The organism is Prosthecobacter sp. (genome assembly GCF_014879935.1).
Classification (GTDB): domain Bacteria; phylum Verrucomicrobiota; class Verrucomicrobiia; order Verrucomicrobiales; family Verrucomicrobiaceae; genus Prosthecobacter.
On sequence record NZ_JACSRD010000163.1, the window covers coordinates 34,365 to 50,716 of the forward strand.

Consider the following 16,352-nt stretch of genomic DNA (forward strand, 5'->3'; position numbering starts at 1 on the left):
CAGGCGAAGCAAAGTGGCCATCTCAGCAAAGGTTGTTCTGTCGTGCCCACTCGTGGATCATGCGTTGGCACGAGTTGTTGACCGGCCGGTTTCGAAAAGCCCGGATCTGGACGATTTTGCGGCTCGGTGGATGTACCTCGATGGTGGCATAGGAGACGGCCCGCGTGGCACCGTCCGAGGCGATCTCCAAATGACGGAGGCTGAAGATGGCCGAGCTGCCCTCCCGGCAGCGGCGGGCGTAGCCAAAGACACAATGGCTCATCGCGACGCCCTCTTGCTTCAATGAGGCAAGCGAAGACAGCTCATCAATCCGTCAACAGGTGTTCAGATGCCCTGACCGAAGCGCCTCGCCGCCCAGAAACGGCGGCCAGGTCGCGGCCACCATCTTGGACAACTGCGCCTTTTCAGCCGCCGCACGCAGCTGCTCAGGGGAAAGCAGATGCCCGTTCGACCTCAACAACTCGGTAACAAACCGTTGGCAGTGCCGGACAAGGTCAGTCAGCGGAAGAGCCATGAGGCGTTCGACCTGCGCAAAACCACGATGTGCTTTCACCGCGACGATACTGTCGGCCACAAGGGCAAAGTGTGTGGCAGCCGAATCACCAGCGCCGACGAATTTCGCGGTCAGACGCAGCCACAGAGCATGATCGTAAAGCTCTTGCGGCACCCGGCTTCCCATGACCGCATCCTGCAGGACAGCACAGGCCTTCATATGCTGTAACTGCGCATGCCAGACAGCCTCGGCGAGGCTCTTTCCGCGTCCACCGACAAGCGCGTGATGGAGCACACGGTTCGAAACGCTCTGTGGGAATCCGTCCACCTGGCGGAGACTTCGCCCAAACCCAAGCGCGCACCAGCAATCGCGTTCAAAATGAACAAGGCTGCCTTTGAGCAGCCACGCCGAGTCGAGAAAACCGGGCACGTCATAGCGGGCCAGCAGGTGGCGCAACAGGTGTGCCCATTGGGCATGAGCATCATCCTCGGCTCTAGGCAGCCAATCCTCGGGATCTCGCAGCCAGCAGCCGGCATAGGCTCCAAGCCTCGCCACGGCCGCCACGATGGCGATCTCGTTGGGGTGAATTTCGTGCAGAATTCGACTTCGAGTCTCCAACACCGTGAAGATTCGCGCGCACTTTGCTTGGAGCCCCTTCAGATCCGCACGACGAAAGGTTCGGACCAGGGCGTGACAATGCTGGCGGAGACAATTGTTTGAGATGCGGCGCCCAGTCCATGCGCGACCAGCAAGGATCACCGGCATTACCAGCTCCTGTGGGCGCGTCGATGCGCGCCCGTGATGGGGATTCATGATTCTCTATGACAAACGGCCTGACTTGATCCGCCCACGTTCGTGCAGCGGATAACTCGTTCCCGGCATCGTGGCCGGACCTCAGCGAGTGGGCAGTATCAGGCGAATGAGAACAGAATCATGGCGGGCCGATGCTAGCGCACCAGCATCGTTCCGCCAGTCGTTGTCGAACTTTTTACAAACCGACGCGTTCATACGCCACCAGCGAAGGCTCGATCGCCTTCAGCGCCGTGGCCCAGAAGTCGGGCTTGGTGAGGTCTTCACCGAGCGTCTTTTTGACGACTTCCTCGCACGTGGCGCTGCCGGTCATGGCGAGGAAGGCCTCGTAGCGTGGCAGGAAGGCCGCGCCTTCGGCTTTGAAGCGGGCGAAGAGCGCCTGGCTGAGCAGGTAGCCGAAGACGTAGGGGAAGTTGTAGAAGGAGACGCCGGTGATGAAGAAATGCATCTTGTAGGCCCAGAACATCGGGTCGGTGCCGTCGGGCAGCAGCGTGTCGCCGTAGAGCTTGCGTTGCGCTTCGCTCATGAGCTCGCTGAAACGCGAGACGGACAGCTCACCGCCGGCGCGTTCGGTGTAGAAGGCCTTCTCGAACTCGTAGCGCATGGGAATGTTGATCAGGTAGGCGTGGGCGCGAAGCATCTCCTGGTCGAGCAGGTAGGCTTTCGTGGCTTCGGTGATGCCAGGGTCGCTCATGAGGCCGTCCAGGAGGATCATCTCGCCAAAATTCGACGCGGTTTCCGCGAGTGTCATCGGATAGCCGGCCGCGAACGAGCGTGCAGGACGCAGCACACACGAATGCCACGCATGACCGACCTCATGGGCGAGCGTGACCATGTCATGCACGGTTTTGTGGAAGGTCATATAGACGCGCTCCTCGTGCTTGAGCTGTGATCCGGTGCAGAATGCGCCCGGACGCTTCCCAGCACGCGGTTGGGCCTCGATCCAGCGCTGCGCGAGCATTTCGCGGAAGTAGGCACCGAGTTTCGGATACGCGGCGCTGAAGGCGTGATCCACGGTCTTGCAGGCCTCGTCCCAGGTGAGTTCTTTTTCGTCCGGCGCGGCGATCTGCGGCGCTTCGAGGTCGAAGTAGTGCAAAGCGGCCGTGCCTTGCAGCTTTGCCGCTTTGCGGATGGCACGACGCGGCAGCTCGATGTTCGCGTGAATGGCCTCCAGCATCGCATCCAGGGAGTTCCGGCTCATCGCACCGTCAAACAGCGGGGTGTCGAGGAAGTGAGGCAGACCACGACGACCATACAGGCTGAGACGCGTGCCCGCGATGCCGTTCAGAGCGGCGGCGAGGGTGGTGGCGTGTTCGTTCCAGGGCTTCTGCCCATCGTGAAAGGCTGCCTCACGCACTTTGCGGTCCGGCTCAGACATCAGCGCGCGGCGACGTGACATCGGCACGATTTCCTTGTGACCATCCGGAAAGGTCATTTCGAACTCCATCTTGCCCGTGAGCGTGTCGTAGAGCCGTCCCCAGGCGTGCAGGCCGTTCACGTTGAGATCGGCGGCCAGCGACTCCATCTCCGCGCTCATCTGATGCTGTCCTTCGTGCCGCAGACGCTTCACCGTGTGCTCCGCATCCTTCAATGACGATTCGGCGAGCATCGAATCGAACGCCGCGTCACTCAAGGCCGCGAGCGCGGACCGCAGGGATGCCAGCAATTTGGTGTTCTCGGCCTCCAGCGTCGAAATCCACGCCTCATCGGCTTTCACCGCCTCGTCATTGGCATCATCGGCTGACAGACAGCCGAGATAGGCGGAGAGATGGCCGAGACGGTCGCCCACGGCTTCGAGCGTGTTGATCACACCGACGATCTCATTCGCGTCGCTGCCGAGAGCCGAGGCCCGTTTCTTGAGTGCGTCGATGTCGGCCACCAGCGCGGCTTTGAAGTCGATGTAATCCGCCTTGCCGAAGCCGGAGAACCAGGATTCGAGGGACCAGCGGTCGGGTGTGGTGAGGGATGTGGTTGCCATGCGGCCTGATACGACGAATCGGCCGCCGTGCAAATCACGAGCGCAGGGCTTTGCGGATGCTGCTGACAAAAGTCACGGCGATCTTCAAAACCCAGGCGACAAACGGGATGAGGAAAAGCGTGAGGAACCAGCGTGCCTCATGAGCTTCCAGCCACATCTCAGCGCAGAGAGACACAAACACGCCGACGATGGAGCCCACGAAAACAAGAGCCAGCGCGAGCCCGGCCGGCTCGCTCCACCGCTTTCGTGGCAGGCTTTTGATGTTCCTCCTCGCTTTCGTTTGGCGCCGCAGTGGCGTGGCGAACGGAATCGACAATCCCAAAAAACCGACGGCGATGAATGGCACAGGAAACAACGCCATGCCGAGCCCGGGACGCCAGCCCCAGCTCAAGGTGATCTGCCACGGCTTCTCCGGATTCACGCGACACTGACGTGCGGAACGGTTTTCCACGCCACATCCGAAGAAAGCACCGTTCAAGACTGCCTCGCGCTGTCTGCCTTCGGCAGTGTAGCGAACCAAAAACTCGCGCGTGGTGGACTTTCCTGACCGGATGCTGCGATGGGCTGCCACCTTGCAAGGCACCAGATCCCAGTCCGCTGCTTTGACATGCTGGGCGACCGCAGGCCAGAAGTGCGAGGCCATGAAAACGCCCGCAATGAAAAAGAGCAGCAGGACACTCGTGACGAGGACGGGCTGCCCCCAAGGCGGAGGACGCAACGGCAGCAGCAGGACGATGCCAGCGAGCAAAATCACGCTGCCGATGATGACAGTCAGCATGTCACCGGAGGGTGTGAAACTGTCAAAAACACCCTTTTTGAGGTCGGGTGCCACGAGGCAAGAAACCGAAGTGCCCACGGGTCTCGAAAGGGCCGATTTCCACGCCAGTTCGCTGCTGGAGAAGAAGGATTGAACGGATGCCTCCCTGCCGGCGGACCCATTCCCGAATTCAACCGCCACCCGAGTCACCAACTCCACTGCCCGGGGCACGTCGTCGTCCCAACGCTGCCGGTTGAGCCGGACCTCGTGGTCCAGCACCCTGGCTTGAACAGCTGAGTAGCTGCGTTCCGGGGCAGCGCTCCATTGACGGTGTCCGGTGATCGCCAGAGTGGCCCCCAAGGCGATCAGGAGAAGCGAAACGAAAACATGTTTCATGGGCGTGCCATCAGCGGCTCACACGTCCTCCGCCATCGCCCTGCATGACGGCTTCGATCTCGGAACGGGTGCTGTAGTTGTAGTCGCCTTCGATGGAGTGCGCCAGGCATCCGGCGGCGGTCGCGAAGGAAATCGCGGTTGGAGCACTGGAGTTCTGGAGGAATGCAAAAATGAGGCCGGCGGTGAAGGCGTCGCCTGCGCCGAGACGGTCAATGACCTGCGTGATTGTGTAGGTTGGCGCGGTGTGCAGCGCGTCGGTGGCAGCTTCGTAGAGCGCACCGCTGAAACACTGCGCGGCAGCGGTGCTGCCATCGCGCAGGGTGAAGGCGGCGTGGGTGAGATTTGGAAACTCGGCCACGATCTGCTGCGCCAGCGCCTTCACATCGCCGTTGAACTCGATGCCGAGCATGGCGGTGGCGTCGCTGATGCCACCGACGAAAACGGTGACGTGCGGCAGCAGCGCACGCATGGTGCGCGTGGCCAGTTCGCGTGCGGAGAAGGGCGGTTCCCAGCGCCAAAGTTTGGTGCGGTAGTTCATGTCGCACACGACTTTGATCCCGCGCTTCCGGGCCTCTTGAACGACGAACAGCGCGACTTCGCCCGCGTTGCGCGAGATCGCAGGCGTGATGCCGGAGATCACGAACCACTCGCAGCCGGCGAAAATCGCCTCCCAATCGTAAGCGGAGGCCGGAGTGACGGCCACGGAGGAGGATTCGCGGTCATAGATCACATTGCCGCCGCGTTGATTGGCCCCGTGTTCGAGGAAGTAGATGCCAAGACGGCCTTCCGGCACACGCAGGATGTGTTTCGTCTCGACACCCAGGCTGCGCAGATCGGCCACGCAGGCGTCGGCGATGGCGTGATCGGGCAAGGCGGTCACAAAGGCAGCATCGACACCCAGATAGGCCAGCGAAGCGGCAATCGACGCCTCCGCACCGGCGAAGGTGGCGTTCAGGCCGCCAGGCATGGCCTGTTGAAAACGCGCAAAGCCCGGCGTGGCGAGCCGCAGCATGATTTCGCCAAAGGTGACGACGCGGCTCATGAACGGACCTGTTTGACGATGCCCGTGATTTCAGATGCGAGAGCGGTGATGGCCTGCCAGTCGCCCTTGGCGATGAGATCCTTCGGCGCGAGCCAGGAGCCGCCGAGCGCCAGCACCGCAGGCTCCTTCAAATAGGTGGCCGCGTTCGCCGCATTCACGCCGCCCAGCGGGATGAACTGCACCCCCAGGTGCATGAACGGCGCGGCGATGGTGCGCAGGTAGGGCAGGCCGCCGCAGGGCTCGCAGGGGAAGAACTTGAGCGCTTTGCAGCCAGCCTCCAGCGCGTGTTCGATGTCCGTCGGTGTGCACACACCCGGGGCAAAGGGCAGCCCGAGCCGCTGTGCCTCGGCCACGACACGCGGATTCATGCCCGGAGCGACCCCGAAGCTCCCGCCGGCCTCAATCACGTCGCCGACCTGCTCCAGCGTCAGAATGGTGCCCACGCCGGCCATCATCTCCGGAACCTCGGCACGGATGCGGCGGAGGGATTCGAGCGCGGCGTCCGTCCGCAGGGTCAGCTCGATGGCGGTCACGCCACCAGCGAGCAGCGCACGGGCCAGCGGCACGGCATCCTCCACGCGGTCGATCATGAGCACAGCGAGGACGCCTGCGCTGCGAAGGTGATGGGTGATGTGGTCATTCATCGCGTGAAGCAGGACGGGACCCGCGTTTTTGCAACCGACATGTGCGGCCGGCCGGCAGATGCGCGGCTGGCATCCGTCTTGCTCTCAGTCTTCGGGCCGCACATGACCCCAGCCCCGCCTGACACGAGCATCCAGTCGCTCGGCCCCTGTCGTTTTCATTCGCCCCTGCACCGCATCGGCGCTGTGGAGGCGCCTTTCAAATCCGAGGAGACAGACCGCATCCTCTATCACAGCCACCTGCTGGAAGACGGCCGCGATGTGTCCACACCCAGCTATGAGGAGGCAGGGCCGCGGGAAATGATCTACTTCGATCCCCATCGAACAACGATGGGCATCGTCACCTGCGGCGGGCTGTGCCCCGGGCTGAACGACATCATCCGCGGCATCGTGATGCGCAGTCATCTGCAATACGGCGTGTCACGCGTGTATGGCTTCCGCTATGGCTACGAGGGGCTGGTGCAGAGCTTCGGCCACACGCCGTTGATCCTGAAGCCGTCGTCCGTGGAGCAGGCGCATCATTTCGGCGGCACGCTTCTTGGGAGTTCACGCGGCAAGCAGGACATCGGTGAGATGGTGGACACGCTGGAGGACATGAAGGTGGACATCCTTTTCGTCATCGGCGGTGACGGCACGCTGCGTGGCGCGGCGGAGATCACGAAGGAAATCGAGCGTCGTGGATTGAAAAAGGCCGTCGTCGGCATCCCGAAGACGATCGACAACGACATCCGCTACCTCGACAAGAGCTTCGGTTTCGAGACCGCCTTCGATGCTGCCGTGCAGGCGGTGAAATGCGCGTATGTGGAGGCCACCGGCGCGGTGAATGGCGTCGGCCTGGTGAAACTCATGGGGCGCGACTCCGGCTTCATCGCCTGCTACGCCGCGCTGGCGGGCAGCAATGTCGATTTCGTCCTCATTCCCGAGGTGAACTTCGAGCTGGAGGGTGAAGGCGGCCTGCTGGAGACGCTGCTCTACCGCCTGCGGAAACGTGGCAGCGCCGTGATCGTCGTGGCGGAGGGAGCCGGCCAGCATCTGATGCAGACCGCCGACGGCACCGACGCCAGCGGCAACAAGCGATACGGCGACATCGGCACCTTCCTCAAAGATCGCATCAACGCCTTCTTCAAATCACGCAAGACCGAGGTGAACCTCAAGTACATCGATCCCAGCTACATCGTGCGCAGCGTTCCCGCGAACGCCCAGGACAATGTCTATTGCTCGCGGCTGGCCCAGTCTGCCGTGCACGCGGCGATGGCCGGCAAGACAGGCATGCTCGTGGGCCGCTGGCATGGCTCGTTCGTGCATCTGCCCTTGGAACTCGTGATCCAGGGGCGTCGGAAGGTCGATCCCACCCAGGAACTGTGGCACAGCGTGCTCGAGTGCACCGGCCAGCCCGCCATGATGAGGTGACCTGATGCCCCGGCTCATTCTGCTGCTCTTGCTCCTACCGCAGGCCCTGCGGGCTGACGAATGGTGGGCGTGGACCATGCTGGACCTGTGGCATCCGCCACCGTGGAGCGCGGGCGTGTTCATGGGCAACTTCCTCGACACCGAGGACGGCTCCCGGGTGCAGATCGTAAGCCCGCGGTTGAAATATCAGGCGCTCCCGTGGCTGCAGACGGGCATCGGGCTTTCAACCTTGAGCATCGAGAACACGACCACGCATGACCGTTACTGGCAGGAGCGGTTCGAGTTGGAGGTGAATCCGAAATTCAACCTCACGCCACACCTCCTGCTCGAAAATCGCAACCGCATGGAATGGCGCCTGAACGAACGTGAGGCCTTCACCACCAACCGCCTTCGCGACCGGCTACAGCTTTCCTGGACGCTTCCAGACCCCGTCGGACCGCTGACGCGGCTGTTCGCGAGCAATGAGTGGCTCTTTGACCTGCATCGCCAGAACTGGACCGAAAACCGTCTCGTGCCGCTCGGACTCACCTTCAAACTGGCTGCCAACACCGACCTCGATGTCTTCTACATGATCGATTCCCTGCGCCCCAGGAAGTCAACGTGGGACCATGAGTCCGTGCTCGCCACCTACGTGCGCATGCGATTCTAAGACCCTCAGCGCCGCTCCAGCTTCACGTTATCGATGAAAAACGCGGCTTTCTTCGTGCCGAGGGCGCTGAAGAGCATGTAGCTGGCGCTGTTCCAGCCGGGTTTGGCCGCGAAGGTGAGCCAGCCTTTCTTTTCGCCATCCTGTCGCGTGGCGTTGACGGTCCAGGTGCCTTTCTGCGTGTCGGCGTTGAGTTCGATATGCAGCCATTGATTCGGCGCGACCTCGAAGGGAACGGCCTTGCCATCAAGACCGGGGACGAATTTGCCATTCTGCCAGCGCACATAGGGTCCGGCGGCGAACTCGCCGTTTTTGCCGCGAATCTCGAAGAACCAATCCGCGCCGTCCTGTGCCATGATGTCGAACTCGATGTGGAAGGCGCCGCCTTCCCAAGTCGTGGGGTAAATGTCGAGCACCGGGTCGTAGCTGTGCTTCAAACCGGGCGCGTCCTGCACTTTGAGGCAGCGCTTGCCGCCGGGTGTGAATGGCGATGAGGTCTCATCGGTCACGCCGATGCTCTCGCCTTTGTTTTCGCGATCATACTTCGCCGTGCGGATGCCGAGCAGACCGAGCGAGGTGTGCTCGAAGTCTTGATCGACCGCAAAAGACGGCGCGGGCCACGGTTTGGCATCGGTATCCCAGTTTGAATAGTCGTGACCCTTCGCGGCGAGTTCTTGCCACTTCGCGTCGGCTTTGCGAACTCCGGCCAAGGTGAGGTCCCAGGGCTTGAAGCCGATCTTTTCGGCCGGTGAGCCCGGTTTGAGGCGGAAGTCGCGTTTCGCGATGTCTTCGAACATTGGATCGGCAAACTGGCTGCCGTTGTCGCGGCCCATCTTGCGCCATTCATCCCAGGTGAAGTGGCTTTTGGTGAGCTTCGCGGGGATTTTGCCGTCGGTGGGCCAGTAGAGGTTGTTTTTGAAGATGAGGCTGTCCTTCGGATCGCCGCGATCGATCTTGTCGAAGAGCTTCCAGTTCCACTCGCCGCCATCGAGCAGCGGTGACGCAGGGTCCCACACGACGATATTGTTCAGGTAGCGAAAGCGCAGTCGCGCCTCGTTTCGCGAGGCTTGGATCTGCGAGGAGTTGCCGAAGGCGAAGATGTTGTTTCGCACAGTGTTGAAGTAGCCGTAGTGCTGGTGAAAGCCCGCGTTCCAGGTGTCATGCACGAGGTTGTTTTCCATCAGCGTGTCCGTCGCGCCTTCATCATTGTAGAGTCCCCAGCCACCGTAGCGATGCGCGGCCACATGATGCACGTGATTGCCACGAATGATCGTGCCCGGCGAGGTGCCGAGACCATAAAAGCCGCCCATGTCGCTCAAATACGCCCAGCCGAGGTGATGAATGTGGTTGTTCTCGACAAGCGTCTCACGCGACGCGGTGTCGCCATAGCCCCAGTTCCATCCGGCGCTGATGCCGGTGTAATAAAAGTCGCCGATGTCGCAATGCGTGACCGCGCAGTGCTGCGTGTGCGTGAAGACCACGCCGCAGGCGCTCGGATGCAGCCGCCCGCCATGCTGAATGATGCAGTCATCGACAACGAGGTGGTGATTCACCCGCGCATCCGCCGGACGCCCCGTCTCGCCGACATACACGCCGCCGCCGCCGAGATCGTGGAGTCGGCAATGCTTCACCGACGAGTCTGCGCAGCCGTTTTTGAACCAAATGCCGTGCAGACCGGTGTGTGCGATCTCGCAGTCTTTGAAGTGAATGCCGCGCGAGTCCTCGATCTCGATGCAACCATCGCTTGTCGTCGCCGCCTGACCATCGTGCAAGCCCTCCGCCGGATACAAATGCTGGCTGTATTGAAACGAGATGCCTTCAAAGCGCACATCATGCGCGCCTTTCATGACGATGAACTTCGTCACGACCGGCGCGATCGCCTCCGCCTTCGTCATGTCCTCGCCCGGCAACGGCAGGTAAAGCACCTCGCCCTTCGCCTTGTCGAGAAACCACTCGCCCGGCGCATCCAGCGCGGCGCGAAAATTCTCCGCCCACCAGCGCTGATCTGGCTCGAACTCGACAAACGGATAACGCGCTCGCCCTTTGATCTGCACGGCGAGCGCTTCGTCGTTCAGCGCCTTGATGCGGCACTGTCCCACGGCCCAGGCATGCGTCACGGTGAGCAACACATCGTCACGCTCGGCCTGCGGCAGGGCTTTGAGCACCTCGAACTGCTCGGAGGGGATGCTGAAGGCATGGAAGTTCATGTTCTCCTTCAGATCCGGAAACACACCCGCTCCGACGGCCTCGGTGATGTGGTGGTAGCCTTTGTTCGGCGAGCGAGCCAGCGTCGCGCGGCGGCCATTGATCCAGAGCTGCTCAAACTTCCACGCCTTGTCCGGCAGCGCGGCTTTCCACATCGCTCCCTCTTTGACCCAGCCGGTGATCGGCTTCCCAGCCATGAAAACCGCGTTTTTGCCGCTCCACGTCACCTGCGAGTCGTCTTTGCCGAGTGTGATCGTCTCCGTGATCGGATGAATGCCATCCTCGACGACGATGCGCACGGGTTTGGGTGCCTTGCGAGCTTGTTCGAGCACGGCGGCGAGGTTCCCGGGTTTCAGAACGAGGTCGGCGGCAACCAGCGATGAGGTGAAGGCGAAAAAGATGGCGAGTCGGATCATGCGAACTCGATCTGGCGTGCGGAAATGAACTTCGCAAGAGCGGGCGTTGCGACAATCTTGCGGGCCTTCTCGTAGCACGGACTTTCCAGGCCGTGTCAGGCACGAGTTGGAAAACTCCTGCTACGGCTTCTTCGTCGTCGCGGGCTGCATCGCGAGATCGAGCATGATGCGGAAGCCGGAGTTTACTTGGGCGCGGCCGGGGTGGATGCCGTAGTGGTAATCGGGGCGGGCCTGGCGGGGATTGCCAGTGGACCAGGAGCCGCCGCGCAGGCCGTAGAGGATGATGTTGCCATCGCCGACGCTGTCGGGCGCGGGCGTGTCCACCCATTCGGCGACGTTGCCAAAGAGGTCGTAGAGGCCGAGGGCGTTCGGCTTGAAACTGCCAACCGGCGCGGTGCGCGGAAAGGGATCGCGGCGATTGAAGAAAGGGGCGCCTTCAGGCCAGGGCTGCACTTCAGTGGCCTCGATGCCGCCGAAGTTCGCGAGCGCGGCGGGGTCTTCGCGTTGCCAGTCGGTGGTGTCGAGCGTGGCGAGTTCATTCCACTCGTTCTCACGGGGCAGGCGGTAGGCTTGCTCTTTGGTGAGGCGGCCTTCCTGTCGCTCTTTCCAGGTGAGCCAGGCGCAGAAGAGCCGTGCTTCGATGAGATCGACGCCCGTGACCGGATGGTCGGGTGTTTGCGGAAAGCCGGGTGTGTCCCAGGTAGAGAGTCTTTCGCTGCGCTCGGATTTTGCCTCGCGCCCTTTGGTGAAGCCGCGGATTTGTTTGCGCGGATTGGCGAGACCCATGCGCCAGTCGGGCAGCACGGCGTTTTCGGCTTCGCTGAAGGCCTGGTAGTCGCGCAAACGTGTCTCGTAGATGCTGATGAGCAGCGGGAGCTTCGGCAACGGCACGAATTTCATGCCGAGACTGTTCTCCCAAGGCTTTTCTTTGGCTGCGGAGGCCGGTTTGGCGAAAACGGGCTTTGCTGGCTCAAAGTGCCGCGAGAGCACAAACCACGCGCCGAGGGCTCCACCGAGCCCGAGGACGGCGAAAGCGGCGGCGAGGGCAAAAACGAGCCGAGAGCGCTTTTGGCGCGAAGCATGTCGCGAGGCGATTTTTCGCACTTCAGCTGCCAAGTCGGCCACGGAGGTGGTGCGGCGCTGGGGATCGTCGGCGAGGGCTTCGGCGAGGATGCTGTCGATGCGTTTGTCGATGTCGATGCGCTGCGAAAGCGGTGTGTATTGGCCCATGGGCACAGCGCCGCAGAGCAGCTCGTAAAGCAGCACGCCGAGCGCATACACATCGCTGCGTTGATCGGCCACGCCGGCCTGTCGCGTGACTTCCGGGGCGATGTAGTAGGGCGTGCCAAAGGTGTCGCGTGTCTGCGTGAAGCCATACCAGTGTGAATCGTCCACCAAGGTCTTCGCGAGACCGAAGTCGGCGATTTTCACGGTACCGTCGCTGCCGACGAGGATGTTCGCGGGCTTGATGTCGCGATGCACGATGCCGCGCTCATGCGCATGGGCGATGCCGGTGCAGACCTTGTCGAAGATCTCGAAGGCCCTCGCGGCTTCGAGGCGCTGCGCTTTGAGCAGGCGGCGGAGGTCGCAGCCGTCGATGAACTCGCTGACGAGGTAGTGTCGGCCATCGGTGGTCTCGCCTTGATCGAGCACGCGGACGACATTTTCATGACTGAGCTGCGCCATGGCGCTGACTTCGTTTTCAAATCGCGCTGTGACCTCGGGATCGCGAGTGAGACGGCCTGCAACGACCTTGATGGCGACGATCTGGCCATCGTGCAGCCTTTTGGCGCGATACACCTCGCCCATGCCGCCGCCGCCGATGAGTTCGTGGACTTCGTAGCCGTCGATTTCGAGTGAGATGGCTTCTTTCTCGGCTGCGGGCTCGTCGAGCAGGCCCATGAGGCCGCTTTTCATGCTGCGGGCCACGCAGGCCGGGCACAGGCCGTTCACGAGCAACGTGGCATCGAGCGCCGCTCCACAGCTTGGGCAGGGTTGGATGGCGGCGTCACTCATTCGTCATTCGTCATTCGTCATTCGTCATTCGGATTTCGTCATTCGGATTTCGTCATTCGGATTTCGTCATTCGTCATTCATCACGCGACTTCTCCGAGGACGGAAAGCAGGTAACGCAGCTCCGTTTCGACATCGCCGCCGCTTTCGAGCGTGGAGGCGACCTCGGAGCGCAGTTCATCGGCGAGGCGTTTCCTCGCGCGGTGCATTTCGATCTTCACATGGCCTTCCGTCATGCCCAGAGCAGCCCCGATCTCGGCGTAAGGTTTCAACAATTCGGGATTTGCCAGCCCGGCCTTCAGCGCATCGAAGAGCGGCGTGCGGCCGCGTTCCTCGAAATGCGCGGCCATGCGGTCCATGGAGCGACGCAGCACGGACCAGGCCCAGCGGCGGTCGAACCACGCGTCCGCCACGTCCGGCGCGGCGGCCACATCAAAGGACTCCATCTCATCCATCGACACGATGGCCTGCCCGCCGCCGCGTTTCTGCCGCGCGGCATCGCGGCGGGCATTCGAGAGATGATTGCGCACGGCCTGCATCATGTAGCTGCGCAGTTTCCCACGCTCTGGAGCGACCTTGTGGAGATCGCCCTTCGTGATGAATTCCGACAAAAACTCCTGCGTGAAGTCCCGCGCTTCCTCACGCTCGCAGCCGAGCGCTCGCAGGTAGGTGTAAATCGCGGGCCAGTAGGCTTTGCAGATGTCCTCCAGCGCCTCACGAGACTCCGGTGCCTCGGTTTGAGCCGTGAGCACCTGAGTCCAGGCAGTGGCGGGAAAAGGAGCGCGGGAGGGCATGACGCCGCCACTTTGTCGTGGCGGCGTGACGCGGCAAGATGGGATGCGTGGCGATTATTGCGCCTGCACGCGGAAGAAGGCGGCATTGCCAGGGACTGTGAACTGGAACTCCAGCCTGCCCTGGCCGTTCACCGTCATCTGGGGTGCGACGAACGGCAACGGAGTGAAGTTGGTGAGGTTCGTGCTCTTCTCGATGCCAAGTGTCAGTGTGAAGGCGCCTGTGGTGGGACTTTTTTGCAGCAGCGGCGTGCCGACATTGAGCGACTGAATCTGCGCGGGCGAATACAAGTCGTAGGTATTGGGGGTGCTGAGCACATCATTGCGACCTGCACTGCGGTTCGCGTCATACTGTGCCTGGTTGTAAAGACCTGCCTGCGAGGCGCTGCTGTAGAGCTGGTTCACCAGCGTCGTCTGCTGCACCTGCCAGTTGAATCCCAGCGGGGTCATTTGCGACTCGGACGCGTCGCTGAGGCCATCTCCATCCTGATCGTTGGTGAAAGTGAGGCCCGCACCGGAGAGATTGATGTCGAAGGGTGACTCATCACTGTCTGTGTTCGGGATAGTGAGCGTGGCGGACTTCGGCCCGCCGGAGGCAGGTGTGAAACGCACCACAAAATTGCTGCCACCACCGGCTGGAATGGTGGCTGTTGGCAGCGACATGAGGCTGAATGACGCGGCGTCAGGCCCCGCGAGGCTGATGCGTGGAGTGCCGTTCAAGCCAAGCATCTGCCCACCGACGTTTCTCACGGTGAAAACCACATCCGCACTCTCACCCACGATCACGCCGCCGAGGCTTTGATTGCTGCCATCCGGGACATTCGTGGGGCCACGCACGAGGGCAATCTCCGCCGCTGGCGCCGAGCCGTCGAGCTGGATGAGGTAGGGATTGTGGTCGCCGTCGTTGTTTTGAATCGCGAGCACTGCCGACTTCGCGCCAGCGCTAGATGGCGTGAAGGTGACAGTGACCTCAAAAGCACCCCCTGCACCGATGAATCCCACCATCTGTGTCGGGGCCGCAAACATGGCTGCATCCGGGCCGCTGAAGGTGATGCTCGGCGACCCGGAGAAGTCGAGCTGGGCATCCCCCTCATTCACGATGGCGAAAATGCGGTTCAGCGTCTGCCCGATGACAGCCGGGCCAAAACTGATCTGGCCGCCTGATGGCACCGGGTAGCCATCGGACAGCACCGCCATGTCCGGTGTGCCGCTGCGCTCGAACATGTAAGCCGCTCCCGCGCCATCGCTGGCGAGTTCATTCGATACAGGGTCGATGCCTGTGCCCATGCCATCTTCCCCGATGGCGCTGATCAGGATCGTGTTGCCGGAATGGGCAAGAGCTCCTCCAAAGTAATCATCCGGCCCGGTGTTCGACGCTTTCAACGTCGAGTCATAAGACCAGATGTCCGAGCTAGAATGGGTGAAAAAATGCGCAGCACCGGAGTTATAGCTCGTCTCCGTCACGGGCGGATCAATGCCTGTGCCGCTGCCATCCTCATAAATAGATCCCACCAGCAGCGTATTGCCAGACAGGCAAAGACTGGCACCAAATGAATCACCTGCCCCGGTGGCTGGCGATTTCAGATAGGCCTTCTCCAGCCAGGTGCCTGACGAACGAAAATACGCATACGCCGCGCCCGCACCCAGGGTGAGATTGTTGTCTGCCGGGTCCACACCCGATCCACTGCCATCCTCGCTCGGCGCGCTGATGACAGCCCGATCACCGAAGAGCGTGACGGCCGTTCCGAAAAAGTCTCCAGCATCCGAGTTGGGTGATTTGATGAACGCCTGCTGCGTCCATGCTCCACCGCTGCGCGTGAAGACATACGCTGCTCCCGAATCGGTGACGAACTCGTTCGACGGCCCGTTGTTGCCGCGCGTCGAGCTGTCCTCATAGGGAGCGCCGACGATCATGCTTTGCCCCGAGATTTGCAGGCTGCGGCCAAACCAGTCGCCGCTGCCCGTGTTCGAGGGTTTCACATACGCCTCCTGTGTCCACACACCGCCAGAACGGGAGAAGACATACACAGCCCCCGCAGTCAATGCGTTCTCGTCCGAAGGTGCGTTCACACCTGTGCCACTGCCGTCCTCACCGATGGCCGATACCGCCATCCGATCGCCCGAGATCGAGACTTGAAACCCAAACCAGTCACCACTGCCAGGATTCGAGGCCTTGATGTAAGCCTGTTGAACCCAGCCGCCGCCCTGACGCACAAAGACATACACCGCGCCTGAATCCGTCATCGTTTCATCGGACGACGGATTCACACCGCTGCCGCCACCATCTTCGTGTGTGGCCCCCACGACGATCGTGTCGCCAGAGATCGACACGGAAGTGCCAAAAAGGTCGTTAGAGCCGGTGTTCGATGCCTTCAGATAGGCCTGCTGAGTCCAAGATCCATTGATCCGCTCATACACATAAACAGCCCCCGCGTTCAGGCTTGATTCATTCGAAGTGGAGGACGTTCCCGTGCCGCTGCTGTCCTCATAGGAAGCACCGACGACCATCGTATCCCCGCTCACCGCCACCGAACTGCCAAAGTAATCCCCGTCGCCCGTGTTGTGTGCTTTGATGTAGTGCTTGAACGTGAGGCCCGTCAGCGCCTGCGCGAGCGACATGGGTAGTAGAATGAAGGCAGCGACGAACAGACGACAGGGTGAGTGTAAATGCATGGTACCGTGAACTGCCCCGCGCGGAATCGCAGGTTACAAGTCTGCGCACACTTTTATGAGCCGCCTCTTTTTTGTAACCCG

General features: G+C 61.7%; 12 protein-coding genes. 2 read left to right on the forward strand and 10 right to left on the reverse strand.

Going from position 1 to position 16,352, the window contains the following annotated elements; genetic code table 11:
- Nucleotides 1–22 precede the first annotated feature (22 nt).
- From IAE77_RS15865 to eda, 6 genes are all read right to left on the reverse strand, one after another.
- A complete protein-coding gene (locus IAE77_RS15865; RefSeq protein ID WP_345780988.1) occupies nt 23–310 on the reverse strand; it encodes a PcfJ domain-containing protein in 288 nt (95 codons plus the stop codon).
- Nucleotides 311–313: 3 nt separating this feature from the next.
- The gene (locus tag IAE77_RS15870; protein WP_294228220.1) at nt 314–1,306 is read right to left on the reverse strand and encodes a hypothetical protein; all 993 of its coding nucleotides are present in this window, start codon (nt 1,304–1,306) and stop codon (nt 314–316) included.
- A 175-nt stretch (nt 1,307–1,481) separates the two neighbouring features.
- Nucleotides 1,482–3,281: a M3 family oligoendopeptidase gene (locus IAE77_RS15875; protein WP_294228222.1), complete on the reverse strand. Its 1,800-nt coding sequence runs from the start codon at nt 3,279–3,281 to the stop codon at nt 1,482–1,484.
- A 34-nt stretch (nt 3,282–3,315) separates the two neighbouring features.
- Nucleotides 3,316–4,113: a hypothetical protein gene (locus IAE77_RS15880; protein ID WP_294228224.1), complete on the reverse strand. Its 798-nt coding sequence runs from the start codon at nt 4,111–4,113 to the stop codon at nt 3,316–3,318.
- A 331-nt stretch (nt 4,114–4,444) separates the two neighbouring features.
- Nucleotides 4,445–5,476: a sugar kinase gene (locus IAE77_RS15885; RefSeq protein ID WP_294228230.1), complete on the reverse strand. Its 1,032-nt coding sequence runs from the start codon at nt 5,474–5,476 to the stop codon at nt 4,445–4,447.
- Nucleotides 5,473–6,120, reverse strand: a complete 648-nt coding sequence (gene eda, locus IAE77_RS15890) for a bifunctional 4-hydroxy-2-oxoglutarate aldolase/2-dehydro-3-deoxy-phosphogluconate aldolase (RefSeq protein WP_294228232.1) — start codon at nt 6,118–6,120, stop codon at nt 5,473–5,475. The genes IAE77_RS15885 and eda overlap by 4 nt, the downstream gene beginning before the upstream one ends.
- 102 nt (nt 6,121–6,222) lie before the next feature.
- Between eda and IAE77_RS15895 the strand changes: the two genes are divergently transcribed.
- A complete protein-coding gene (locus IAE77_RS15895; RefSeq protein WP_294228234.1) occupies nt 6,223–7,527 on the forward strand; it encodes an ATP-dependent 6-phosphofructokinase in 1,305 nt (434 codons plus the stop codon).
- Between the two features lie 4 nt (nt 7,528–7,531).
- Nucleotides 7,532–8,176, forward strand: a complete 645-nt coding sequence (locus IAE77_RS15900; RefSeq protein ID WP_294228235.1) for a DUF2490 domain-containing protein — start codon at nt 7,532–7,534, stop codon at nt 8,174–8,176.
- Between the two features lie 5 nt (nt 8,177–8,181).
- Here the strand turns inward: IAE77_RS15900 and IAE77_RS15905 are convergent, their stop codons facing one another.
- The 4 genes from IAE77_RS15905 to IAE77_RS15920 form a co-directional block, all read right to left on the reverse strand.
- Nucleotides 8,182–10,794 (reverse strand): right-handed parallel beta-helix repeat-containing protein, encoded by a 2,613-nt coding sequence (locus tag IAE77_RS15905; protein WP_294228237.1) that lies wholly within the window; start codon nt 10,792–10,794, stop codon nt 8,182–8,184.
- Between the two features lie 120 nt (nt 10,795–10,914).
- Entirely contained in the window at nt 10,915–12,810 is a 1,896-nt protein-coding gene (locus IAE77_RS15910) for a bifunctional serine/threonine-protein kinase/formylglycine-generating enzyme family protein (protein WP_294228239.1), read from the reverse strand.
- Between the two features lie 80 nt (nt 12,811–12,890).
- The gene (locus tag IAE77_RS15915) at nt 12,891–13,601 is read right to left on the reverse strand and encodes a sigma-70 family RNA polymerase sigma factor (protein ID WP_294228241.1); all 711 of its coding nucleotides are present in this window, start codon (nt 13,599–13,601) and stop codon (nt 12,891–12,893) included.
- Between the two features lie 54 nt (nt 13,602–13,655).
- The gene (locus tag IAE77_RS15920; RefSeq protein ID WP_294228243.1) at nt 13,656–16,271 is read right to left on the reverse strand and encodes a choice-of-anchor D domain-containing protein; all 2,616 of its coding nucleotides are present in this window, start codon (nt 16,269–16,271) and stop codon (nt 13,656–13,658) included.
- Nucleotides 16,272–16,352 lie beyond the last annotated feature (81 nt).

Bases quoted from the DNA above. Each gene is read 5' to 3' on its own strand.
- IAE77_RS15870 (WP_294228220.1), bottom strand. From the start codon at position 1,306: ATGAATCCCCATCACGGGCGCGCATCGACGCGCCCACAGGAGCTGGTA.
- IAE77_RS15875 (WP_294228222.1), bottom strand. From the start codon at position 3,281: ATGGCAACCACATCCCTCACCACACCCGACCGCTGGTCCCTCGAATCC.
- IAE77_RS15885 (WP_294228230.1), bottom strand. From the start codon at position 5,476: ATGAGCCGCGTCGTCACCTTTGGCGAAATCATGCTGCGGCTCGCCACG.
- eda (WP_294228232.1), bottom strand. From the start codon at position 6,120: ATGAATGACCACATCACCCATCACCTTCGCAGCGCAGGCGTCCTCGCT.
- IAE77_RS15895 (WP_294228234.1), top strand. From the start codon at position 6,223: ATGACCCCAGCCCCGCCTGACACGAGCATCCAGTCGCTCGGCCCCTGT.
- IAE77_RS15900 (WP_294228235.1), top strand. From the start codon at position 7,532: ATGCCCCGGCTCATTCTGCTGCTCTTGCTCCTACCGCAGGCCCTGCGG.
- IAE77_RS15905 (WP_294228237.1), bottom strand. From the start codon at position 10,794: ATGATCCGACTCGCCATCTTTTTCGCCTTCACCTCATCGCTGGTTGCC.
- IAE77_RS15910 (WP_294228239.1), bottom strand. From the start codon at position 12,810: ATGAGTGACGCCGCCATCCAACCCTGCCCAAGCTGTGGAGCGGCGCTC.
- IAE77_RS15915 (WP_294228241.1), bottom strand. From the start codon at position 13,601: ATGCCCTCCCGCGCTCCTTTTCCCGCCACTGCCTGGACTCAGGTGCTC.
- IAE77_RS15920 (WP_294228243.1), bottom strand. From the start codon at position 16,271: ATGCATTTACACTCACCCTGTCGTCTGTTCGTCGCTGCCTTCATTCTA.